We start from the raw sequence: 24006 nt of genomic DNA, 5'->3' as shown, positions 1-24006 counted from the left end.
GAGTGACAAACCCATGCCAAAACGTACAGACATAAAAAGCATCCTGATTCTCGGCGCTGGCCCGATCGTGATCGGCCAGGCCTGCGAATTCGACTACTCCGGCGCCCAGGCCTGTAAAGCCCTGCGCGAGGAGGGTTATCGCGTCATCCTGGTGAACTCCAATCCGGCCACCATCATGACCGACCCGGCCATGGCCGACGCAACCTACATCGAACCGATCAAGTGGCAGACCGTTGCCAAGATCATCGAGAAAGAGCGTCCGGACGCACTGCTGCCGACCATGGGTGGCCAAACCGCTCTGAACTGCGCCCTGGACCTGGAGCGCGAAGGCATTCTGGAAAAATTCGGCGTGGAGATGATCGGTGCAAACGCCGACACCATCGACAAGGCTGAAGACCGTTCGCGCTTCGACAAGGCGATGAAGTCCATCGGCCTGGCGTGCCCGCGTTCCGGTATCGCCCACAACATGGAAGAAGCCAATGCGGTCCTCGAGACCCTGGGCTTTCCGTGCATCATCCGTCCGTCCTTTACCATGGGCGGTACCGGTGGCGGTATTGCGTACAACCGCGAAGAGTTCGAAGAAATCTGCGCCCGTGGCCTGGACCTGTCGCCGACCAAAGAGCTGCTGATCGACGAATCCCTGATCGGCTGGAAAGAATATGAGATGGAGGTTGTCCGCGATAAGAAGGACAACTGCATCATCGTCTGCTCCATCGAAAACTTCGACCCGATGGGCGTACACACCGGCGACTCGATCACCGTGGCTCCGGCACAGACCCTGACCGACAAGGAATACCAGATCCTGCGTAACGCCTCCCTGGCGGTACTGCGCGAGATCGGCGTGGAAACCGGCGGTTCCAACGTGCAGTTCGGTATCTGCCCGAACACCGGTCGCATGGTCGTGATCGAGATGAACCCGCGTGTATCGCGTTCGTCGGCCCTGGCTTCGAAAGCCACCGGTTTCCCGATCGCCAAGGTCGCGGCCAAGCTGGCCGTGGGTTACACCCTGGACGAACTGTCGAACGACATCACCGGCGGCAAGACCCCGGCGTCCTTCGAGCCGTCCATCGACTACGTCGTGACCAAGCTGCCACGTTTCGCCTTCGAGAAGTTCCCCAAGGCTGACGCGCGCCTGACCACCCAGATGAAGTCGGTCGGCGAAGTCATGGCCATTGGCCGGACCTTCCAGGAATCCCTGCAGAAAGCCCTGCGTGGCCTCGAAGTCGGCGTTTGCGGCCTGGACGAGAAGCTCGACCTGAGCAATCCGGAAAGCATGAGCGTGCTCAAGCGCGAGCTGACCGTGCCGGGCGCCGAGCGTATCTGGTACGTTGCTGACGCGTTCCGCGCCGGCATGACCGTCGAAGACATCTTCGGCATGAACATGATTGATCCGTGGTTCCTGGTGCAGATCGAAGATCTGATCAAGGAAGAAGAGAAGGTCAAGACCCTGGGTCTGGCCAGCATCGACCGCGACACGATGTTCCGCCTCAAGCGCAAAGGGTTCTCCGACCAGCGCCTGGCCAAGCTGCTGGGTGTGACCGAGAAAAACCTGCGGACTCATCGCCACAAGCTGGAAATCTTCCCGGTCTACAAGCGCGTTGACACCTGCGCCGCCGAGTTTTCCACCGACACCGCTTACCTGTACTCCACCTACGAGGAAGAGTGCGAAGCTGCGCCGTCGGGTCGCGACAAGATCATGATCCTGGGTGGCGGGCCGAACCGTATCGGCCAGGGCATCGAGTTCGACTACTGCTGCGTACACGCCGCCCTCGCCCTGCGCGAAGACGGGTACGAGACCATCATGGTCAACTGCAACCCGGAAACCGTATCCACCGACTACGACACCTCCGATCGCCTGTACTTCGAGCCGGTAACCCTGGAAGACGTGCTGGAAATCGTGCGCGTCGAGAAGCCTAAAGGCGTGATCGTCCAGTACGGCGGCCAAACCCCGCTGAAACTGGCTCGCGCCCTGGAAGCCGCCGGCGTGCCAATCATCGGCACCAGCCCGGACGCCATCGACCGTGCCGAAGATCGTGAGCGCTTCCAGCAAATGGTCGAACGCCTGAACCTGCGTCAGCCGCCAAACGCCACCGTGCGCAGCGAAGACGAAGCCCTTCGTGCGGCCGGCAAGATCGGCTACCCGCTGGTGGTACGTCCTTCCTACGTACTGGGCGGACGGGCGATGGAAATCGTCTACGAAGAAGAAGAACTCAAGCGTTACCTGCGTGATGCGGTGAAAGTGTCCAACGACAGCCCGGTGCTGCTGGACCACTTCCTCAACTGCGCCATCGAGATGGACGTGGACGCAGTGTGCGACGGTACCGACGTGGTCATCGGCGCGATCATGCAGCACATCGAACAGGCGGGCGTTCACTCCGGTGACTCCGCGTGCTCGCTGCCGCCATACTCGCTGCCGGCGCACATCCAGGACGAGATGCGCGAACAGGTCAAGAAAATGGCCCTGGAACTGGGTGTGGTCGGCCTGATGAACGTACAGTTGGCGCTGCAAGGCGACGATATCTACGTCATTGAAGTCAACCCGCGTGCCTCGCGTACCGTGCCGTTCGTGTCCAAGTGCATCGGTGTGTCCCTGGCCATGATCGCTGCCCGCGTGATGGCCGGTAAGACCCTGAAGGAAATCGGCTTCACCAAGGAAATCATTCCGAACTTCTACAGCGTGAAAGAGGCGGTGTTCCCATTCGCCAAGTTCCCTGGTGTGGACCCGATCCTGGGCCCAGAGATGAAGTCCACCGGTGAAGTGATGGGCGTGGGCGATACCTTCGGTGAAGCCTTTGCCAAGGCCCAGATGGGCGCCAGCGAAGTGCTGCCAACCGGCGGTACTGCTTTCATCAGCGTGCGCGATGATGACAAGCCACTGGTTGCAGGCGTGGCCCGTGATCTGATCAACTTGGGCTTCGAGATCGTGGCCACCGCCGGGACCGCCAAGCTGATTGAAGCGGCGGGCCTGAAAGTGCGTCGCGTGAACAAGGTGACGGAAGGCCGTCCGCACGTGGTCGATATGATCAAGAATGACGAAGTCACCCTGATCATCAACACCACCGAGGGTCGTCAGTCGATCGCGGATTCTTACTCCATTCGTCGTAATGCCTTGCAGCACAAGATTTACTGCACCACTACCATTGCTGCTGGCGAAGCTATCTGCGAAGCGCTTAAGTTCGGTCCGGAAAAGACCGTGCGTCGCTTGCAGGATCTACACGCAGGATTGAAGGCATGATCAAATACCCAATGACCGTCCGGGGCGCCAAGGCCCTGGAAGAGGAGCACGCCCATCTGACCAAGGTCGTCCGTCCAAAGCTGAGCCAGGACATCGGTACGGCCCGCGAGCTGGGTGACTTGAAGGAAAACGCTGAATACCACGCTGCCCGCGAGCAGCAGGGTATGGTCGAGGCGCGGATACGTGATATCGAAGGCCGTATGCAGAATGCGGTGATCATCGATGTCACGACCATCCCGCACACCGGCAAAGTGATTTTCGGCACCACGGTGGAAATCGCCAACGTCGAGACTGACGAAAGCGTGGTCTACCACATCGTGGGTGAGGACGAGGCTGACTTCAAACTCGGCAAGATCTCCGTCGGTTCGCCACTGGCCCGTGCCTTGATTGCCAAGGAAGAGGGGGATGTGGTGGTTGTGAAAACGCCCGGTGGCGTGATCGAGTATGAGATTGTCGAAGTTCGCCATGTCTGAAAGGCGGCGCCCGCTTCGTGCGGGCGCCATGCTTTGGCAGTTTGCCCAGATGCTTTGGGTGGGCGGCCTGTGGTTGCTGCATATTGGCGTGTTACCGGCGTTGGGCCTGATTGGCCTGGCGCCTTTGTTGATCGATGAGATCAATGGATTACTGAGTGCGCTGCTGGTGGGTTTTGCGGCGGCGTGCGTGACGCTTCAGGCGCTGGTGCTGATCAAGGCCGAAGGCTTGGGGAGTTTGTGGCGGGATATTCGCGGCCAACTGCTGTTGATGGCGCTGTATGCGTGTGCAATGTATTGCATCGTGCATGTGTGGCTGCCGGAAGCGTTGCGCTGGCAGCTATTCAGCTATCTTGTGCTAGGGTTTTCCGGTCTGGTGCTGGTGATGCAACCGGCGCCGGGGTGGAGTGGCGGGGCGCGCTAAGCACGCCCGTGACCCTTGTTGTCATTTGAAGCGATGAACGTTCGACAGTTGCTTGTTGACGCTGAAGTTCTTGCGATACAGCAGCGCCATCTTGCCGATGACCTGAACCAGGTCTGCCTTGCCAACCTTGCACAGTTCTGCAATGGCGGCCAGGCGCGCTTCGCGGTCAAGGATGTTGACCTTGATCTTGATCAGTTCGTGATCGCCCAATGCGCGTTCAAGTTCGGCTAACACACCTTCAGTCAAACCGTTGTCGGCCACGATCAAAACTGGTTTCAGATGGTGGCCAATGGATTTGTACTGTTTCTTCTGCTCTTGAGTGAGCGGCATAATCTGACCCCTGCGTCTGATCTTGTAAAAAGCGGCGGCCAGTTTACCCGAGCGAGTCCGGGACCGCCCAGTTAATCACGACCCGTTTTATTTTTCGAGGTGGCCCGTGGCCCGTTCCAAAACTAGCCTTAAGTGGCTGCAAGAGCATTTCAACGACCCTTACGTCAAAAAGGCGCAAAAGGACGGCTACCGCTCCCGGGCCAGCTACAAGCTGCTTGAGCTGCAGGAAAAGGACAAATTGTTCCGCCCCGGCATGAGCGTGATCGACCTGGGGGCCGCCCCAGGTGGCTGGTCTCAGGTGGCCAGTCGTCTGATTGGTGGTCAAGGCCGCTTGATCGCTTCCGACATTCTGGAGATGGACAGCATCCCGGATGTGACCTTCGTTCATGGTGACTTTACCCAGGACGCGGTGTTGGCGGAGATCCTGCAGGCGGTGGGAAATTCGCAGGTGGACCTTGTGATTTCCGACATGGCCCCCAATATGAGTGGATTACCGGCTGTTGATATGCCGCGAGCCATGTTCCTGTGCGAGTTGGCGCTGGATCTGGCGGGGCGGGTATTGCGTCCGGGTGGTGATTTCCTGGTCAAAGTCTTCCAGGGTGAGGGTTTCGACGAGTACCACAAGAACATCCGCAAGCTGTTTGACAAGGTGCAGATGCGCAAACCGGACTCTTCCCGGGACCGGTCTCGCGAGCAATATCTGCTGGCGCGGGGGTTCCGCGGGATCGAAGGCGCAGCCAGTGATGAGCGTCTTTGAGGGTTTGAAGGGAGTCGATAGGTTTTTTTATATCGCTTTCGTCACGAAGCTTTACGAATATTGTGTAGTCAAAGTTTCACAAAGGGTTACAGACGGTGCCTGCCAGAGTTGTAGGTAATGTAGTAAGTTAGGCTGGTGAATATCATGCGAAGCGCGCGCCAGTAGCGGAGCTTGCTTCAGAGGGTAGTTAATTGAACGATATGGCAAAGAATCTGATCCTGTGGTTGATCATCGCGGCTGTCCTGGTGACGGTGATGAACAACTTCTCCAGCCCTAACGAGCCGCAGACCCTCAACTATTCCGACTTCATCCAGCAAGTTAAGGATGGCAAGGTCGAGCGCGTAGCGGTTGATGGCTACGTGATTACCGGCAAGCGCAGCGATGGCGACGGCTTCAAGACCATTCGTCCGGCGATCCAGGACAACGGTCTGATCGGCGACCTGGTGGATAACCACGTGGTTGTCGAAGGCAAGCTGCCTGAGCAGCAGAGCATCTGGACTCAACTCCTGGTGGCGAGCTTCCCGATCCTGGTGATCATTGCCGTGTTCATGTTCTTCATGCGCCAGATGCAAGGTGGTGCGGGAGGCAAGGGCGGGCCGATGAGTTTCGGCAAGAGCAAGGCGCGCCTGCTCTCCGAAGACCAAGTGAAGACAACCCTGGGTGATGTCGCCGGTTGCGACGAAGCCAAGGAAGAAGTGGGCGAGCTGGTCGAGTTCCTGCGTGATCCGGGCAAATTCCAGCGTCTGGGCGGTCGCATTCCTCGCGGCGTGCTGATGGTTGGCCCTCCGGGGACCGGTAAAACCTTGCTGGCCAAGGCCATTGCCGGCGAAGCCAAAGTGCCTTTCTTCACCATTTCCGGTTCGGACTTCGTCGAGATGTTCGTTGGTGTCGGTGCCAGCCGTGTTCGTGACATGTTCGAGCAGGCCAAGAAACACGCACCATGCATCATCTTTATCGATGAAATCGACGCCGTCGGTCGCCATCGTGGTGCTGGCATGGGCGGTGGTCACGATGAGCGTGAGCAAACCCTCAACCAGTTGCTGGTGGAGATGGATGGTTTTGAAATGAATGACGGCATCATCGTCATTGCCGCAACCAACCGTCCGGACGTACTGGACCCTGCATTGCTGCGTCCAGGCCGTTTCGACCGTCAGGTCGTGGTTGGCTTGCCGGATATCCGTGGTCGTGAACAGATCCTGAAAGTACACATGCGTAAAGTGCCGATGGGCGACGACGTGGCTCCGGCCGTGATTGCCCGCGGTACGCCAGGCTTCTCCGGTGCTGACCTGGCCAACCTGGTGAACGAGGCTTCGCTATTTGCGGCCCGTACCGGCAAACGCATCGTTGAAATGAAAGAGTTCGAACTGGCGAAAGACAAGATCATGATGGGCGCCGAGCGCAAATCCATGGTCATGTCCGAGAAAGAGAAGCAGAACACCGCTTATCACGAAGCGGGTCACGCTATCGTAGGGCGCGTCGTGCCTGAGCATGACCCGGTGTACAAAGTGTCGATCATTCCTCGTGGTCGGGCGCTGGGTGTCACCATGTTCCTGCCGGAAGAGGATCGCTACAGCCTCTCCAAGCGTGCGCTGATCAGCCAGATCTGCTCGCTGTACGGTGGCCGAATTGCCGAAGAGATGACCCTGGGCTTTGACGGTGTAACCACCGGCGCTTCCAACGACATCATGCGCGCCAGCCAGATTGCGCGGAACATGGTGACCAAGTGGGGCTTGTCGGAAAAACTCGGCCCTTTGATGTACGCCGAGGAAGAAGGCGAAGTGTTCCTGGGGCGTGGCGGTGGCGGTCAAAGTGCCAGCTTCTCCGGTGAGACAGCCAAGCTGATCGACTCCGAAGTGCGCAGCATCATTGACCAGTGCTACGGCACGGCCAAGCAGATCCTCACCGAAAACCGCGACAAGCTTGATGCTATGGCGGATGCGCTGATGAAGTACGAAACCATTGATGCCGACCAGATCGACGACATCATGGCTGGCCGTACACCGCGTGAACCTCGCGATTGGGAAGGTGGTTCGGGCACCTCTGGCACGCCGCCAGTGGTTCAGAACGAACGCCCTGAAAACCCGATCGGCGGTCCTGCAGCTGACCACTAAGGTTTGAAATGACTTCTGCGTCGTCCTCTACCCGGTTGCCTTGCGGCAACCGGGTTCTTGATTTGGCCCATACACATGTCATGGGCATTCTTAATGTAACCCCCGATTCCTTTTCCGATGGTGGCCGCTTCAATCAGCTCGATGCTGCGTTGCGTCACGCCGAGGCGATGGTGGCGGCGGGTGCGACCTTGATCGATGTCGGCGGCGAGTCGACCCGGCCTGGCGCTCGCGTTGTTTCTCCCGTGGAGGAGTTGGAGCGGGTGGCGCCGATCGTCGAGCGCATCGCTCGCGAGTTGGATGTGATCATTTCAGTGGATACATCGACCCCGGCCGTGATGCGCGAAACGGCTCGCCTGGGGGCGGGGCTGATCAACGATGTGCGTTCGTTGCGACGTGATGGCGCGCTGGACGCTGCCGCGGCTACCGGCCTGCCGGTCTGTCTGATGCATATGCTGGGTGAGCCCGGCAATATGCAGGATAATCCGCACTACGATGATCTGGTTGGCGAAGTGAGTGGGTTCCTGGCTGATCGCATTGCTCAATGCGCCGCAGCAGGGATCGCTGCCGACAAGATCATCCTCGATCCGGGGTTTGGCTTCGCCAAGACCCTGCAGCACAATCTAAGTCTGTTCAAGCATATGGAAGCCTTGCATGCCCTGGGTCGGCCTTTGTTGGTCGGCGTTTCGCGCAAGAGCATGATAGGTCAGGCGCTGAATCGTCCGGTGGGCGAGCGGCTTTATGGCGGGTTGGCGCTTGCGGCACTTGCTGTGACCAAGGGTGCGCGCATCTTGCGGGTGCATGATGTCGCCGAGACCGTGGATGTTGTCCGCATGCTTGCCGCAGTAGAATCGGCCGAATAAGAATGATGGAGCACTTATGACAAAGAAATACTTTGGCACCGACGGTATTCGTGGTCGGGTCGGCGAGTTTCCGATTACCCCCGATTTCATGCTCAAGCTGGGTTGGGCGGCAGGCATGGCGTTCCGCAGCATGGGCGCGTGTCGCATCCTGGTAGGCAAGGACACGCGTATCTCGGGCTATATGTTTGAGTCTGCGCTGGAGGCTGGATTGTCCGCCGCCGGGGCTGATGTGATGCTGCTGGGCCCTATGCCGACCCCGGCGATCGCTTACCTGACGCGTACCTTTCACGCTGAGGCCGGTATTGTGATCAGTGCTTCGCACAATCCTCATGATGACAACGGCATCAAGTTTTTCTCGGGGCAGGGCACCAAGCTGCCGGACGAGATCGAGTTGATGATCGAAGAGCTGCTGGATGCGCCGATGACGGTGGTCGAGTCCAGCAAGTTGGGCAAGGTGTCGCGGATCAATGACGCCTCTGGCCGTTATATCGAGTTCTGTAAGAGCAGTGTGCCAAGCAGCACCAATTTCGCCGGGCTTAAGATCGTCGTCGACTGTGCTCATGGTGCGACCTATAAGGTGGCGCCGAGCGTATTCAAGGAGCTGGGTGCGGAAGTGACGGTGCTGTCGGCCCAGCCTAACGGGTTGAACATCAACGACAACTGCGGCTCCACGCATATGGAACAACTGCAGGCTGCCGTCCTCGCCGAGCATGCGGACCTGGGTATTGCCTTTGATGGTGACGGCGACCGCGTCTTGATGGTGGATCACACCGGCGCCGTGGTTGATGGCGATGACCTGCTGTTCATCATTGCTCGCGACCTGCATGAGCGTAATCGGCTGCAGGGTGGTGTTGTCGGCACGCTGATGAGCAATCTCGGGTTGGAGTTGGCGCTGGCCGAGCTGGGAATTCCTTTTGTGCGGGCCAATGTCGGGGATCGCTATGTAATTGCCGAGCTGCAGGAGCGCAATTGGCAGATCGGTGGCGAGAACTCCGGCCATGTCGTGTGCTTCCAGCACACCACCACGGGCGACGCGATCATTGCAGCGCTGCAGGTATTGTTGTCGTTGCGCCGTCGCCAGGAGAGCCTGGCCCAGGCGCGTCAGGCCTTGCGCAAGTGCCCGCAGGTGCTGCTCAATGTGCGTTTTTCCGGTGGCGACAACCCGATCGAACATCCGGCTGTCAAAGCGGCCTGCGAGCGCGTGACCCTGGCAATGGCGGGGCGTGGGCGAGTGTTGCTGCGCAAGTCTGGCACAGAGCCTCTGGTGCGCGTCATGGTCGAAGGCGAGGACGAAACCCAGGTTCGCGGCCATGCCGAAGACCTGGCAAAACTGGTAACTGAAGTTTGCGCCTGAATTCGGCTTGCCAGTGATGATGTGGTTGGGTAACATCTGCGCCCACTTTGACCGACGAGGTACAGCATGCGTCGCACTATGGTAGCTGGTAACTGGAAGATGCACGGTACCCGCGCCAGTGTCGCTGAGCTGATCAATGGCCTTCGTCATTTGGCTTTGCCGAGCGGTGTTGATGTCGCGGTTTTTCCATCTTGCTTGCATATCAACCAAGTGGTTGATGGCTTGAAAGGTAAGTCGATTCAGATCGGTGCGCAGAATTCTGCGATGGAACCCATGCAAGGTGCGCTGACAGGTGAGATTTCGCCAAGTCAGTTGGTTGATGCGGGTTGTTCCTATGTGCTTATTGGGCACTCCGAGCGCCGTCAGTTGATGGGCGAGCGTGACGGAACACTCAATCGCAAGTTCGCGGCGGCACAGGCTTGTGGCTTGATTCCAGTGTTGTGCATAGGGGAGACCCTTGAGCAGCGTGAATCGGGCAATACCTTTGAGGTTGTCTCGCGTCAGTTGGGCAGCATCATCGAAGAGTTGGGTGTTGGTGCGTTTGCGAAGGCAGTCATTGCTTACGAGCCGGTCTGGGCCATTGGCACCGGGCTGACTGCAACACCGCAACAGGCGCAGGATGTGCATGCAGCCATCCGCGCACAGTTGGCGGCAGAGAATTCTGAGGTCGCACAAGGTGTGCGGCTTCTATACGGCGGCAGCGTGAAGGCGGCCAATGCGGTCGAACTGTTCGGCATGCCGGATATCGATGGGGGGCTCATTGGTGGAGCTTCCCTGAATGCAGATGAGTTCGGTGCGATTTGTCGCGCCGCGGGAAACTGAAAAAATGCTGGAAACAGTCGTAGTCGTTTTTCATCTGTTGGCTGCCCTGGGCGTAATTGCCCTGGTTTTGTTGCAACAGGGTAAAGGTGCGGATGCTGGTGCGTCTTTCGGTGCAGGTGCTTCAAATACTGTATTCGGAAGCCAAGGTTCCTCTACCTTTCTTAGTAAGTTTACTGCTATACTTGCCGCAGGTTTCTTCATAACCAGCTTAGGGTTAGGTTACTTTGCTAAAGAGAAAGCTCATGTGCTGACTCAAGTAGGTTTGCCAAACCCAGCAGTGTTGGAAGTACCAAAAGCAAAGCCGGCTTCTGATGATGTCCCGGTGCTTCAAGAGCAAAAGTCGGCTACTCCAGCGACTGACGTACCTCCAGCTCAAGAGCAAAAGTAAGAAGGGTTGTAAACGCTGTATTGCCGAGGTGGTGGAATTGGTAGACACGCAACCTTGAGGTGGTTGTGCCCATAGGGTGTAGGGGTTCGAGTCCCCTTCTCGGTACCAATTATCAGGAGAGCCCGCTGTTGCGGGCTTTCTTGTAGGTGGAAGGTTACATTGACCCTGCAAGGGATCGGTCGTATACTTCCGCCCCAGCTTTGTCGCGGGGTGGAGCAGTCTGGTAGCTCGTCGGGCTCATAACCCGAAGGTCGTCGGTTCAAATCCGGCCCCCGCAACCAGTTTTAGCGGAGCCCCTTATTAAGGGGCTTTTTGTTAGCTGGACACTTTCAACGCCGCTATTCGACGGCGTTTCAAGGATGGGCGTTTCGCCCATTTTTTTATTTTGCACAGCATGCACATACATGCACGAGGGGGTTCAGGTGTCGAGCAAGCTAGAAGAGTTGCAGGCCTTGCTGGCCCCGGTGGTCGTGGCCCTGGGCTATGAATGCTGGGGTATTGAGTTTTCGGCTCAAGGTCGCCACTCAATGTTGCGCGTTTATATTGATAAAGAGGGCGGCGTGCTGGTGGACGATTGTGCCATTGTCAGCCGTCAGATCAGTGGTGTCCTGGATGTTGAAGATCCAATCGCTGTTGAGTACACCCTCGAAGTTTCCTCGCCTGGCATGGAACGCCCACTGTTCACTCTCGAGCAGTTTGCAAAATTTGCCGGTGAACAAGTGAAAATCAAGCTGCGATCGCCCTTTGAAGGGCGGCGCAATTTTCAGGGCCTTCTGCGCGGTGTAGAAGAGCAGGATGTCGTGGTGCAAGTAGAAGACCATGAGTTCCTGTTGCCGATCGATATGATCGACAAGGCCAACATTATTCCCAGTTTTGACTGAGACGCGGATCCCGCGGATCCAATGGCTTGCGAAAGGCGAGGCGTACGATGAGCAAAGAAGTACTGCTGGTTGTTGAGTCGGTATCCAATGAAAAGGGCGTACCGGCAAACGTGATTTTTGAAGCGCTGGAGCTGGCCCTGGCCACTGCTACCAAAAAGCGTTTTGAAGACGAAGTTGATCTGCGTGTGGAAATCAACCGCCACACCGGTGCCTATGAGACTTTCCGTCGCTGGACGGTCGTTGAAGAAGCCGATCTTGATGATCCGGCCATCGAAACCTGGCCGAGCAAGGTTGCTGAAACGCACCCTGGCGCCAATGTCGGTGATGTTGTCGAAGAAAAGATCGAATCGATCGAGTTCGGCCGTATTGCTGCGCAAACTGCCAAGCAGGTCATTGTGCAGAAGGTTCGCGAAGCCGAGCGTGCTCAAGTCGTTGACGCCTATCGCGAGCGCCTGGGGGAAATCATCTCCGGCACCGTGAAAAAAGTCACCCGCGACAACGTGATCGTTGACCTGGGCAACAACGCCGAAGCGTTGCTGGCCCGCGAAGACATCATCTCTCGCGAAACCTTCCGTGTCGGCGTGCGTCTGCGTGCGTTGCTCAAGGAAATCCGCACTGAGAACCGCGGCCCTCAGTTGATCCTGTCGCGTACCGCGCCGGAAATGCTGATCGAGCTGTTCCGTATCGAAGTGCCGGAAATCGCCGAAGGCCTGATCGAAGTCATGGCTGCGGCCCGCGACCCGGGTTCGCGCGCCAAGATCGCGGTCCGCTCCAAGGACAAACGCATCGACCCGCAGGGCGCTTGCATTGGTATGCGCGGTTCGCGCGTCCAGGCAGTGTCGGGCGAGTTGGGCGGTGAGCGTGTGGATATCGTCCTGTGGGATGATAACCCGGCGCAGTTCGTGATCAACGCCATGTCGCCGGCTGAAGTGGCGGCAATTATCGTTGACGAAGATGCCCATGCCATGGACATCGCCGTTGGCGCTGACAATCTGGCTCAGGCCATTGGTCGTGGAGGTCAGAACGTGCGTCTGGCCAGCCAACTGACCGGCTGGACCCTGAACGTGATGACCGAATCGGACATCCAGGCTAAGCAGCAAGCTGAAACCGGTGACATCCTGCGCAACTTCATCGACGAGCTGGAAGTCGACGAAGACCTGGCGCAGGTGCTGGTAGATGAAGGCTTCACCAGCCTGGAAGAGATTGCCTACGTACCGTTGGAAGAAATGCTCAACATCGATGGCTTTGACGAAGACACCGTCAACGAGCTTCGCGCTCGGGCCAAGGATCGTTTGTTGACTAAAGCCATCGCTACTGAGGAAAAGCTGGCAGACGCCCATCCGGCCGAAGACCTGCTCTCGCTTGAGGGTATGGACAAGGATTTGGCGATGGAACTGGCGGTGCGCGGCGTAATTACCCGCGAAGACCTGGCCGAGCAGTCTATTGACGATCTGCTCGACATCGACGGCATTGACGATGATCGTGCCGGCAAGTTGATCATGGCCGCCCGAGCCCATTGGTTCGAGTAATTAGGCGCGGCCTGAGGAGAGAAGTGCATGACGCAAGTCACGGTGAAACAACTGGCCGATGAGGTCAAAACACCGGTAGAGCGCCTGTTGCAGCAGATGCGTGAGGCAGGTCTGCCGCACACCGCCGCCGATGAAGGTGTGAGCGATAGTGAGAAGCAGTCTTTGCTGACTCACTTGAAGAGCAGCCACAAGGCGAAAGTGGAAGAACCGCGCAAGATTACATTGCAGCGCAAAACCACCAGCACCCTGCGTGTTGCTGGTAGCAAGAGCATCAGCGTTGAAGTACGCAAGAAGAAAGTCTTCGTACAGCGCAGCCCGGAAGAAATCGAAGCCGAGCGCAAACGCGATCTGGAAGAGCGTCGCGCAGTAGAAAATGCTGCTCGTCAGAAGGCTGAAGAAGAAGCCAAGCGTCGCGCCGAAGAAGAAGCGCGTCGCCAGCCTACTGCTGCGCAACCTGCTGGTACTGAAGCGGTCGCCGCTCCTGCTGCGCCAGTAGAAGCTGTGCGTGAGGCCACTCCGGTTGCCGCTGCACCAGCACCTGCTGCTGACGCCCGCAAGCGTGACGAACCTCGTCGTCCGGACAAACCACGTGCCGACGATAATAGTCGTCGCGGTGGCGGCGGTGATGGCGAGCGCAAAAACGCTCCGCATCGCGCCTCGGTCAAAGAGAAAGCGCCTGCTCCACGCGTTGCGCCACGTACTACCGACGAAGAAAGCGATAGCTTCCGTCGTGGTGGTCGCGGCAAGGCCAAGCTGAAAAAACGCAACGCCCACGGTTTCCAGAGCCCAACCGGCCCTGTCGTGCGTGATGTGCAGATCGGCGAGACCATCACTGTTGGCGATCTCGCCAATCAGATGTCGGTCAAGGCTGCTGAAATCATCAAGTTCATGTTCAAACTGGGTACTCCAGCGACCATCAACCAGGTGCTTGATCAGGAAACTGCTCAACTGGTAGCCGAAGAACTGGGCCACAAAGTGACCCTGGTCAGCGACACCGCCCTGGAAGATTCCCTGGCCGAGTCCCTGAAGTTTGAAGGTGAGACGTTCTCCCGTGCGCCAGTTGTGACCGTAATGGGCCACGTTGACCATGGTAAGACATCGCTGCTCGACTACATCCGTCGTGCCAAGGTAGCTGCTGGCGAAGCCGGCGGTATCACCCAGCACATCGGCGCGTACCACGTTGAAACCGATCGCGGCATGGTCACCTTCCTCGACACCCCAGGTCACGCCGCGTTTACCGCAATGCGTGCCCGTGGTGCCAAGGCGACTGACATCGTGATCCTGGTGGTTGCAGCGGACGACGGCGTGATGCCGCAGACCATTGAAGCTGTCCAACACGCCAAGGCCGCAGGTGTTCCACTGGTTGTGGCCGTGAACAAAATCGACAAGCCGGGCGCCGATCTCGATCGCATCCGTAGCGAACTGTCGGTTCACGGCGTGACGTCTGAAGAGTGGGGCGGTGATACGCCGTTCGTTTCGGTTTCGGCGAAAGTCGGTACTGGCGTGGACGAACTGCTCGAAGCGGTCTTGCTGCAAGCTGAAGTACTCGAACTGAAAGCGACGCCATCGGCCCCAGGTCGCGGTGTTGTGGTTGAGTCGCGTCTCGACAAAGGTCGTGGCCCGGTCGCAACCGTTCTGGTTCAAGACGGCACCCTGCGTCAAGGCGACATGGTGCTGGTCGGTTCGAACTACGGCCGTGTACGTGCCATGCTCGACGAGAACGGCAAGCCAATCAAGGAAGCCGGTCCTTCCATCCCTGTCGAGATCCTCGGCCTGGACGGTACCCCGGACGCTGGCGACGAGATGAGCGTGCTGGCGGACGAGAAGAAAGCCCGTGAAGTGGCTCTGTTCCGTCAAGGCAAGTTCCGCGAAGTCAAACTGGCTCGCGCTCACGCCGGCAAGCTGGAAAACATCTTCGAAAACATGGGCCAGGCAGAGAAGAAGACGCTCAACATCGTCCTCAAATCTGACGTTCGTGGTTCCCTCGAAGCGTTGAACGGCGCCTTGAACGGCCTGGGTAACGACGAAGTGCAAGTGCGTGTCGTCGGTGGCGGTGTCGGTGGTATCACCGAGTCCGACGCCAACCTGGCACTGGCTTCCAACGCTGTACTGTTCGGCTTCAACGTGCGTGCCGATGCTGGCGCTCGCAAGATCGTCGAGCAGGAAGGCCTGGACATGCGTTACTACAACGTCATCTACGACATCATCGAAGACGTCAAGAAAGCCCTTACCGGCATGCTTGGCAGCGACGTTCGGGAGAACATCCTGGGTATCGCCGAGGTGCGTGACGTGTTCCGCTCGCCGAAATTCGGCGCGATCGCCGGTTGCATGGTTATCGAAGGTGTTGTGCACCGTAACCGTCCAATCCGTGTACTGCGTGAAGACATCGTTATCTTCGAAGGCGAGCTGGAATCCCTGCGCCGCTTCAAGGATGACGCTTCCGAAGTACGTGCCGGCATGGAATGCGGTATCGGCGTCAAGAGCTACAACGACGTCAAGGCTGGCGACAAGATCGAAGTCTACGAGAAGGTTCAGGTTGCTCGCAGCCTCTAACTCGCGCACTTCAGGAGCCACGCCGTGTGTGGGCATGCAAATGCCCCGCGCAGCGTCCGGACTCTAAACGCAACGCCCGGTCTGGCTTTTGTCAGGCCGGGCGTTTGCCGCTTTCAGACCCCACGGGTTTCACCGTGTGGCAGTAACAGGTAACAAGACATGGCAAAAGAATACAGCCGTACCCAGCGTATCGGCGATCAGATGCAGCGCGAGCTGGCCCAACTGATCCGTCGCGAAGTCAAAGACCCTCGTGTTGGCCTGGTCACCATCACCGCCGTTGACGTGAGCCGTGACGTGGGTCACGCCAAAATCTTCATCACCGTGATGGGTGAGGACAGCAGCGAAGAAATTGCGCAAAGCATCAAGGTGCTCAACTCGGCTGCAGGTTTCCTGCGCATGCAGTTGGCCCGCGAAATGAAGCTGCGCAGCGTGCCTCAGTTGCACTTCCACTACGACGAAAGCGTCGTGCGTGGTGCGCATCTGTCGGCACTGATCGAGCGCGCCGTGGCTGAGGATAATCAGCACCCGTCCACACCTGAAGACGCCAAGGAGTAAGCGGTGGCTCAGGTCAAACGTATCCGTCGCAACGTCAGCGGCATCATTCTGCTCGATAAACCCATTGGCTTTACCTCCAATGCGGCGTTGCAGAAAGTCCGTTGGCTGCTCAATGCCGAGAAGGCCGGCCACACCGGCAGCCTCGATCCGCTGGCCACCGGCGTGTTGCCGTTGTGCTTTGGCGAGGCCACCAAGTTCTCGCAATACCTGCTCGATTCCGACAAGGGTTACGAAACCCTGATGCAACTGGGCAAGACCACCACCACGGCCGATGCCGAAGGTGATGTTTTGCAGGTTCGCGACGTGACCGTTGGTCGTGCTGATATCGAGGCTGCTTTGCCCGCTTTTCGTGGGAAAATCAGCCAGATACCGCCGATGTACTCGGCGCTCAAGCGGGATGGGCAGCCACTTTACAAGCTGGCACGTGCGGGCGAAGTAGTGGAGCGCGAACCGCGTTCTGTTACTATTGCGCGCTTGGAATTGCTCGCCTGTGAAGGCGACACCGCACGCCTGGCCGTGGACTGTAGCAAAGGCACCTATATCCGTACCCTGGTGGAAGATATTGGTGAAACGCTCGGTTGCGGCGCGTATGTTGCTGAACTGCGACGCACCCAGGCCGGCCCTTTCAGTCTGGCCCAGACGGTTACGCTGGAAGAGTTGGAAGCGGTACACGCCGAAGGCGGCAATGAAGCGGTTGATCGCTTTCTGATGCCATCGGACAGCGGTTTGCTCGATTGGCCATTGCTGCACTTTTCGGAGCACAGCGCGTTCTACTGGCTCAACGGCCAGCCGGTACGTGCCCCGGACGCCCCGAAATTCGGCATGGTGCGGGTACAGGATCATAACGGTCGCTTTATCGGTATCGGTGAAGTGAGCGAAGACGGGCGCATCGCGCCGCGTCGACTGATTCGGTCAGAATGACCGGAACCAGTTTGTGGTAAAAGCGCAGTAGTTTTTATGCAAACTGGAACGAGGGTGGCTGTTAGCAGGCACGGTCACTACTCATTTTTAGATACAGGGATTTGTCCCTGGCCTGTTGAAACTGCCCTTTGGGTGGTTTCCTGAAAAAAGGATTGCCTCATGGCTCTCGACGTTCAAGAAAAAGCACAAATCGTAGCTGACTATCAGCAAGCTGTTGGTGACACTGGTTCGCCAGAAGTGCAAGTTGCACTGCTGACCCACAACATCAACAAGCTGCAAGGTCACTTCAAGGCCAACGGTAAAGATCACCACTCCCGTCGTGGTCTGATCCGCATGGTAAACCAGCGCCGTAAGCTGCTGGACTACCTGAAAGGCAAGGATCTGGGTCGTTATCAGGCTCTGATCGGTCGCCTGGGTCTGCGTCGCTAATAAGCGATTGCGCTAGAGGTTGGTTGTTTGTCGTGTGTCAGTGGGATTCCCGCTGGCCCATGGCAGGCTTCCAGCCTCAAGTTTTATCTGGATACACGTTTTACCCCTGGACAAGGGTTGGGCCGATTCCCGACATTGCCCAAGAATTTCGCAAGAAGACAAGTTCCCCAAGAGCCACAAAGAAGGTAGGACACCGTGAACCCGGTTATCAAAAAATTTCAGTTCGGTCAGTCGACCGTTACCCTCGAGACAGGCCGTATCGCCCGTCAAGCCTCCGGCGCAGTGCTGGTTACCGTTGACGACGACGTTACCGTACTGGTGACCGTTGTTGGCGCCAAGCACGCGGACCCAAGCAAAGGCTTCTTCCCTCTGTCCGTTCACTACCAGGAAAAGACTTACGCTGCCGGTAAGATCCCTGGCGGTTTCTTCAAGCGCGAAGGCCGTCCTTCCGAGAAAGAAACCCTGACTTCCCGACTGATCGACCGTCCGATCCGTCCGCTGTTCCCAGAAGGCTTCATGAACGAAGTGCAGGTTGTCTGCACCGTCGTTTCCACCAGCAAAAAGACCGATCCGGACATCGCTGCGATGATCGGTACCTCGGCTGCCCTGGCCATCTCCGGTATTCCTTTCGATGGCCCGATCGGCGCCGCGCGCGTTGCTTTCCACGAAAGCACCGGCTACCTGCTGAACCCGACTTACGAGCAGCAAAAAGCCTCGAGCCTGGACATGGTCGTTGCCGGTACCTCGGAAGCCGTATTGATGGTTGAATCGGAAGCCAAAGAGCTGACCGAAGACCAGATGCTGGGCGCTGTACTGTTTGCTCACGACGAGTTCCAGGTTGTGATCAACGCCGTTAAAGAACTCGCTGCCGAAGCTGCCAAGCCAACTTGGGCCTGGGCTCCACAAGCCGAAGCCACCGAACTGCTGGGCGCTATCCGCTCCGAATTCGGCGAAGCGATCTCCCAGGCCTACACCATCACCGTCAAGGCCGACCGTTACGCTCGCCTGGGCGAGTTGAAGGATCAGGTCGTGGCCAAGCTGTCCGGTGAAGAAGGCCAGCCTTCTTCCAGCGACGTCAAAGCGGCTTTCGGTGAAATCGAATACCGCACCGTTCGCGAAAACATCGTGAACGGCAAGCCACGTATTGACGGTCGCGACACTCGCACCGTGCGTCCGCTGAACATCGAAGTCGGCGTTCTGCCGAAGACTCACGGTTCGGCGCTGTTCACCCGTGGCGAAACCCAGGCCCTGGTCGTTGCGACCCTGGGTACTGCCCGTGACGCACAACTGCTGGACACCCTGGAAGGCGAGAAAAAAGACCCGTTCATGCTGCACTACAACTTCCCTCCGTTCTCGGTGGGCGAGTGTGGTCGCATGGGTGGTGCTGGTCGTCGTGAAATCGGTCACGGCCGTCTGGCCCGTCGTTCGATTGCGGCCATGCTGCCTGCCGCCGACGTGTTCCCGTACACCATCCGTGTGGTGTCGGAAATCACCGAGTCCAACGGTTCCAGCTCCATGGCTTCGGTCTGCGGTGCTTCCCTGGCACTGATGGACGCTGGTGTGCCAATGAAGGCACCGGTTGCCGGTATCGCCATGGGTCTGGTTAAAGAAGGCGAGAAGTTCGCCATCCTGACCGACATCCTGGGCGACGAAGATCACCTGGGCGACATGGACTTCAAGGTAGCCGGTACCTCCAAAGGTGTGACCGCGCTGCAGATGGACATCAAGATCAAGGGCATCACCGAAGAGATCATGGAAATCGCTCTGGGCCAAGCCCTGGAAGCGCGCCTGAACATCCTCGGTCAGATGAACCAGATCATTGGTCAGTCCCGTACCGAACTGTCGGAAAATGCTCCGACCATGATCGCGATGAAAATCGACACCGACAAAATCCGTGATGTCATCGGTAAAGGCGGCGCGACCATTCGTGCGATCTGTGAAGAGACCAAGGCTTCGATCGATATCGAAGACGACGGCTCGATCAAGATCTTCGGCGAAACCAAGGAAGCTGCAGAAGCGGCGCGTCAGCGCGTTCTGGGCATCACTGCCGAAGCCGAGATCGGCAAGATCTACGTCGGTAAAGTTGAGCGCATCGTCGATTTCGGCGCATTCGTCAACATCCTGCCGGGCAAAGACGGTCTGGTTCACATCTCCATGCTGAGCGACGCTCGTGTTGAGAAAGTGACCGACATTCTGAAAGAAGGCCAGGAAGTGGAAGTGCTGGTACTGGACGTGGACAACCGCGGCCGCATCAAGCTGTCCATCAAAGACGTGGCAGCAGCCAAGGCTTCGGGCGTTTAAACACCCGCAGGCTTCACGCTGAAAAAGGACTCTTCGGAGTCCTTTTTTTATGCACGCAGGAAAATGCCGAAAAATCAGGCGCTTAATCACATCCAAAAACCGCAACTTGCATGCAGGCACGATCCGCTTCATGCAAATTGCACGAATGCGAAAACTGGTAAAACTCTTAACTAGTTGTTTTTAAAGGTTTTATTTGTATGATTCGACTTGGCACAGTGCCTGCAATATTCCTGTTAACGCTGCAGCATCAAGGTACACACACTGCAGACTTTTAATAAAACAGGAGTTACTCGTATGAAGAAGTTCGCTCTCGCTACCGCAACTGCTACCGCTCTGACCCTGGCCATGGCCAACGTTGCCTTCGCTCAAACCTCCCAGGCGCCTATGACGCTGGCTGCTGGCGAAATGACCAAAGCCAAAGAGTCCACCTCGGACACTTGGATCACCACCAAAGTCAAAGCTGACCTGCTGACCGAAAAGGGCATCCCAGGTTCGGACATCAAGGTCGAGACCAACAAAGGTGTGGTTTCCCTGTCTTCGAGCGTTGCCATCTCCGACTCGCAGAAAGCCACTGCCGTAGCCATCACCAAGCGTATCAAGGGTGTCACCGCAGTGTCCGCTGACGGCCTGCTGGCTGGCGGTGCGGTAAAAGCTGACAACATCGACAAATCCAAGGAAGCCACTTCGGACACTTGGATCACTACCAAAGTGAAGGCTGACTTGGTCACCGAGAAAGGTATTCCTGGTACCGACATCAAAGTCGAAACCAACAAGGGTGTAGTTTCCCTGTCGTCTTCCGTCGCAGTGACTGAAGCGCAGAAAACTACCGCGGTGAACATCACCAAGAAAATCAAAGGCGTGAAAGCTGTATCGGCCGATGGCCTGAAAGCAGAGTAACGCCCAATCAATCGTCTGAACTAGGCGTCGGCGGCAACGAGTGAGTTAGATATCCACTCAATGCACCTCACGGGTTCATGCGACCGACCATAGGGATGTGGTCATTACAGGCCCCGGCACATGTGTCGGGGCCTGTTCTATTCTGCATTTCGTCGGTGTATGACGATCGGGGGTTACTCGGCGTCCAGATGCATCGGCGTTATCACCCGGCCATCCTTCTCGGCTTGGCCCAGTTTGGCATCGATGAAGTACACCCGGTCATCTTCCAACTGCCCTTTGTCCACCAGGTAGTCCTTGATGGTGCTCGCGCGGTCCTGACCGAGCTGGCGCAACAGCACGTCGCTGCCGCTCCAGAACTTGATCACGCCGTCCTTCAGTTTGGCCGTGCGCTCATCGTCGCTCAGGTTTTTCCATTCCGCCGGTGGTTGTTGTTTCAGGCGGGTGCGGTAGATACCTTCGAGCAACGGGGCTTTTTCCTTTTCCGGTACTTGCAGCAAGGACGCCTGGGCCGGAACCTTGTCGCCACGGCGCTGCAGTATCTTGTAGTAGTTGTACTGGTATTCACGCTCCAGGCGCTGCGCTGCCAGGAACTTGCCGTCACTGTCGGCAGCCGCGGTGCCTTCGATTTCCAGGCGCAGGGTTGGGCGCTCCTTGAGGGCGTTGGCCAGGGTGTTCAGGGCGCCCTCGGCGTCTTTGTTCAGTTCGCTGGAGCCTGCGGCGAACGAGACATTGCCGAGGTCCTCCGAACCACCGCCGGTCACCAGCCCACCGATAAACTTGAAGGGCGCCGTTGCTGCGCGCACCACCAGGTTGCGCAAGGTCTGCCACACGATCGGCATCACGCTGAATTGCGGATTATTCAAGTCGCCGCTGACGGGCAGCTCAATCGAGATCTTGCCGTCAGAGTCCTTGAGCAGAGCGATCGCGAGGCGAATCGGCAGGTCTACTGCGTCGGCACTGTCGACCTTCTCACCCAGTTGCAGTTGCTCGACCACCACTTTGTTCTCGGCCTTCAACTGGCCTTTGATGATCACATAATGCAGATCGAGGTTAAGGCGACCCTTGCGAATACGGAAACCGGCGAATTTACCCGAGTAGGGCGTCAAGGTTGTCAGTTCGACACGTTTGAAGCTGGTGGCGATATCCAGCGCCGCCATCGGATCGAACGGGTTCACGCTGCCTTTGATGGTGACCGGGGCATAGCGATCCACCTTGCCCTTGATGTCGACACTGGCCGGTTTGGCCTGGCGGCTGTCAATGGTGCCGATCTGCCCGTTGAGCTGTTGAATCGCGGTGGCGAAGTTGGGCGTGAGGCTGAAGTCGGCGAAGTTCGCCGAGCCGTCGTTGATCGCAATCTGCCCGATATGAATACCCAGAGGTTTTTCGTTACTGGCAGCCGCCTTGGCCGCCGGCTTGGCGCCGCTGTTGGCCGGCTGTGGGATCAGTAGGTCGTCGACGTTGGTGGTGCGGTCATCATTGATCATGAAACGCACGTAGGGCTGCAGCAGGTTGACCTTGTCGATCGACAGGCTGTTGCCATGCTGGTAGTTCACGCCTTCCAATACCAGGCGCTGCCATTTTAGGAAGTCGCGGGTCTTGAGGGTGTCGAGGGTGTGCAACTGATCGACCTGCGCCCGGCCGGTGATCTGCAGGGCCAGTGGCTCGGTGCTTTTCAGGTTCACATCGAGGTTGCTGCCGAGCATGCCGCTACGCAGCTCCAGGCGTATGAACGGGCTGATATAGGACTGCGCGACCCGCAGGTCGATATCCTGGGTGTTCACTTTCAGCTTGGCGCTGACCGGGTTGAGGTTGACCTCGCCGGTTGCCTGGATCTTGCCTTGCTTGCCCAGGCCGGTGTCGACCTTGAGGGTAAAGGGGTTGCCGTTGAGGCTGTCGAAGTTCTGCACATCGACGTTCAGCGGGCCCAGTTCCAGTGCAACGGCGGGTTTGGCCTGGCGGTCGGCCAGGTGGACCTGATAGTTACGCAGTTGCACATCCTTGAGCAGGACTTGCCAAGGTTTGCTGGGCGCTGCGGCAGCGGGTTTTGGCGAGTCGGCAGCCGCCGGCGCGCTGGCCGGTTCCGGCGCCTTGGCCGGCTTGCTCGGCTGGCTGGCGAACAGTTTCTGCCAGTCCAGTTGCCCATCGGCTTCGCGGGCGGCCCAGGTTTCCAGCTTGTTGCTGCGGATCTTGCCGACTATCACTTGCTGCTTGGCCAGGTCGATCGTGGTTTCGCTGACGTCCAGGCGTTCCAGGCGTACCAGCGGCCGGCCATCCGGCGCCTTGATGGCGAACGGCGCGATGCTGGCGGCGGTGTTGGTCAGGTTCAGCTCGGTCTCTTTGGCCAGGCTGAATGTGTAATCGGTGCTGAAGTTGAGCACGCCGTCTTCGAGCACCAACGGCAGTGCGTCACGCACGTAGGGCCACCAGGCTTTCATCTTGCCGTCGGTGATTTTCAGGGTGCCTTTGGAGGTGATCGGCACCAGGCTGACGTTACCCTTCCAGTCGATCTGCCCGCCTTCCGGGCCGGCGGCGACCAGGGTCATGTCGGCATTGTCTTCCGGCAGGGTGCTGAGGTTCTTCAGCTCGAAGTCGAGTTTGTCGTAGAGGAACTCGATCGGCTCGCTGGGACGCAGGTCCTGGAAATGCAGATAGCCGCCTGCCAGCTTGATCCGCTCGATACGCAGCGGGAACGGCTTGGCGTTGGGGTCTGCCGGGGTCGGTTCGCTGGGCGGCAGTTTGAACAACTGCGCGAGGTTCAACTGGCCGGACTTGTCGAACAGCAACTCGGTCTTGGGTTTGTCGAGTTGCACATCGGCCAGGTGCAGGGCGCGGGTCCACAGGCTGTCGAGTTGCAGGTTGGCGTACAGCCGCTCGAAACCCACTTGTTCCTTGCCGGGTTCGCCGATTTTAAGGCCCCACAGCGTCAGTTCCAGACTGAACGGGTTGAGCTCGATACGCTCGATGCGCGCCGGCACCGTAGCGTAGTTGGCCAACTGTTGGTTGGCTATGCGAAGGGCAATGCCGGGCAAAATCAAAAAGCCCAGCAAGCTGTATAGGGCGACAGCAGTCAACAAGGCGCCAGTGGCGCGAATCAATCCTTTGGGCATGGGGCGGCGCCATCTACGTTGAACAGGAGTGCCTTGGAGTATGGCACGGGTTTTCGGTTCCGAAGAGCCCGCCCCTTTCAGA

Annotated in this window: 19 protein-coding genes and 2 tRNA genes; 19 read left to right on the top strand and 2 right to left on the bottom strand. The window is 58.1% G+C overall.

What is annotated here, in order from left to right; all coding sequences use genetic code 11:
* Positions 1-13: 13 nt before the first annotated feature.
* From carB to J2Y83_RS24550, 3 genes are read left to right on the top strand one after another with little or no spacing between them, the layout of a single operon-like run.
* On the top strand, positions 14-3235 hold the full coding sequence (gene carB / locus J2Y83_RS24560; protein WP_247395684.1) for a carbamoyl-phosphate synthase large subunit: 3222 nt from the start codon (positions 14-16) through the stop codon (positions 3233-3235).
* Positions 3232-3708 carry a transcription elongation factor GreA gene (gene greA, locus J2Y83_RS24555; protein WP_017847415.1) on the top strand — a complete coding sequence of 159 codons (477 nt, stop codon included), beginning with the start codon at positions 3232-3234 and terminating at the stop codon, positions 3706-3708. Before carB ends, greA begins: the two co-directional genes overlap by 4 nt.
* A gap of 28 nt (positions 3709-3736) precedes the next feature.
* On the top strand, positions 3737-4129 hold the full coding sequence (locus tag J2Y83_RS24550; RefSeq protein ID WP_253399175.1) for an MFS transporter: 393 nt from the start codon (positions 3737-3739) through the stop codon (positions 4127-4129).
* Between the two features lie 21 nt (positions 4130-4150).
* Here J2Y83_RS24550 and J2Y83_RS24545 read toward each other — a convergent pair whose 3' ends face one another.
* Positions 4151-4459, bottom strand: coding sequence for a YhbY family RNA-binding protein (locus tag J2Y83_RS24545; RefSeq protein WP_017139256.1), 309 nt, complete (start codon positions 4457-4459; stop codon positions 4151-4153).
* A 106-nt stretch (positions 4460-4565) separates the two neighbouring features.
* Between J2Y83_RS24545 and rlmE the strand changes: the two genes are divergently transcribed.
* The 16 genes from rlmE (at position 4566) to J2Y83_RS24465 (ending at position 20817) form a co-directional block, all read left to right on the top strand.
* Positions 4566-5216, top strand: coding sequence for a 23S rRNA (uridine(2552)-2'-O)-methyltransferase RlmE (gene rlmE / locus J2Y83_RS24540; RefSeq protein ID WP_247395685.1), 651 nt, complete (start codon positions 4566-4568; stop codon positions 5214-5216).
* Between the two features lie 200 nt (positions 5217-5416).
* Positions 5417-7327 carry an ATP-dependent zinc metalloprotease FtsH gene (gene ftsH, locus J2Y83_RS24535; RefSeq protein WP_247395686.1) on the top strand — a complete coding sequence of 637 codons (1911 nt, stop codon included), beginning with the start codon at positions 5417-5419 and terminating at the stop codon, positions 7325-7327.
* Positions 7328-7335: 8 nt separating this feature from the next.
* A complete protein-coding gene (gene folP / locus J2Y83_RS24530; protein ID WP_253399173.1) occupies positions 7336-8187 on the top strand; it encodes a dihydropteroate synthase in 852 nt (283 codons plus the stop codon).
* Positions 8188-8203: 16 nt separating this feature from the next.
* The gene (gene glmM / locus J2Y83_RS24525) at positions 8204-9541 is read left to right on the top strand and encodes a phosphoglucosamine mutase (RefSeq protein ID WP_247395688.1); all 1338 of its coding nucleotides are present in this window, start codon (positions 8204-8206) and stop codon (positions 9539-9541) included.
* A gap of 66 nt (positions 9542-9607) precedes the next feature.
* Positions 9608-10363, top strand: coding sequence for a triose-phosphate isomerase (gene tpiA / locus J2Y83_RS24520; protein ID WP_253399165.1), 756 nt, complete (start codon positions 9608-9610; stop codon positions 10361-10363).
* Between the two features lie 4 nt (positions 10364-10367).
* Positions 10368-10751 (top strand): preprotein translocase subunit SecG, encoded by a 384-nt coding sequence (gene secG / locus J2Y83_RS24515; protein ID WP_078835321.1) that lies wholly within the window; start codon positions 10368-10370, stop codon positions 10749-10751.
* 22 nt (positions 10752-10773) lie between these two features.
* Positions 10774-10859 (top strand) — tRNA-Leu (locus J2Y83_RS24510).
* Positions 10860-10955: 96 nt separating this feature from the next.
* A tRNA-Met gene (locus J2Y83_RS24505) sits at positions 10956-11032 on the top strand.
* A 141-nt stretch (positions 11033-11173) separates the two neighbouring features.
* A complete protein-coding gene (gene rimP, locus J2Y83_RS24500) occupies positions 11174-11632 on the top strand; it encodes a ribosome maturation factor RimP (RefSeq protein ID WP_007993601.1) in 459 nt (152 codons plus the stop codon).
* A gap of 47 nt (positions 11633-11679) precedes the next feature.
* Positions 11680-13161, top strand: a complete 1482-nt coding sequence (nusA, locus tag J2Y83_RS24495) for a transcription termination factor NusA (protein WP_253399163.1) — start codon at positions 11680-11682, stop codon at positions 13159-13161.
* Between the two features lie 27 nt (positions 13162-13188).
* Positions 13189-15714 (top strand): translation initiation factor IF-2, encoded by a 2526-nt coding sequence (infB, locus tag J2Y83_RS24490; RefSeq protein ID WP_253399161.1) that lies wholly within the window; start codon positions 13189-13191, stop codon positions 15712-15714.
* Between the two features lie 159 nt (positions 15715-15873).
* Positions 15874-16269, top strand: coding sequence for a 30S ribosome-binding factor RbfA (gene rbfA, locus J2Y83_RS24485; RefSeq protein ID WP_247395694.1), 396 nt, complete (start codon positions 15874-15876; stop codon positions 16267-16269).
* Positions 16270-16272: 3 nt separating this feature from the next.
* The gene (gene truB, locus J2Y83_RS24480) at positions 16273-17190 is read left to right on the top strand and encodes a tRNA pseudouridine(55) synthase TruB (protein WP_253399159.1); all 918 of its coding nucleotides are present in this window, start codon (positions 16273-16275) and stop codon (positions 17188-17190) included.
* 159 nt (positions 17191-17349) lie between these two features.
* Complete coding sequence (rpsO, locus tag J2Y83_RS24475; RefSeq protein ID WP_003176135.1) at positions 17350-17619, top strand: 30S ribosomal protein S15; 270 nt, start codon at positions 17350-17352, stop codon at positions 17617-17619.
* Positions 17620-17814: 195 nt separating this feature from the next.
* Positions 17815-19920 (top strand): polyribonucleotide nucleotidyltransferase, encoded by a 2106-nt coding sequence (gene pnp, locus J2Y83_RS24470; RefSeq protein WP_253399157.1) that lies wholly within the window; start codon positions 17815-17817, stop codon positions 19918-19920.
* Between the two features lie 294 nt (positions 19921-20214).
* Positions 20215-20817: a BON domain-containing protein gene (locus tag J2Y83_RS24465; RefSeq protein ID WP_253399155.1), complete on the top strand. Its 603-nt coding sequence runs from the start codon at positions 20215-20217 to the stop codon at positions 20815-20817.
* Between the two features lie 173 nt (positions 20818-20990).
* Here the strand turns inward: J2Y83_RS24465 and J2Y83_RS24460 are convergent, their stop codons facing one another.
* Complete coding sequence (locus J2Y83_RS24460; protein ID WP_253399154.1) at positions 20991-23924, bottom strand: DUF748 domain-containing protein; 2934 nt, start codon at positions 23922-23924, stop codon at positions 20991-20993.
* Between the last annotated feature and the right edge of the window lie 82 nt (positions 23925-24006).

The sequence above is a fragment of the Pseudomonas marginalis genome, from assembly GCF_024169655.1.
In the GTDB taxonomy this organism is placed as follows: domain Bacteria; phylum Pseudomonadota; class Gammaproteobacteria; order Pseudomonadales; family Pseudomonadaceae; genus Aquipseudomonas; species Aquipseudomonas paraveronii.
This window is presented reverse-complemented; position numbering and strand designations above follow the sequence as displayed.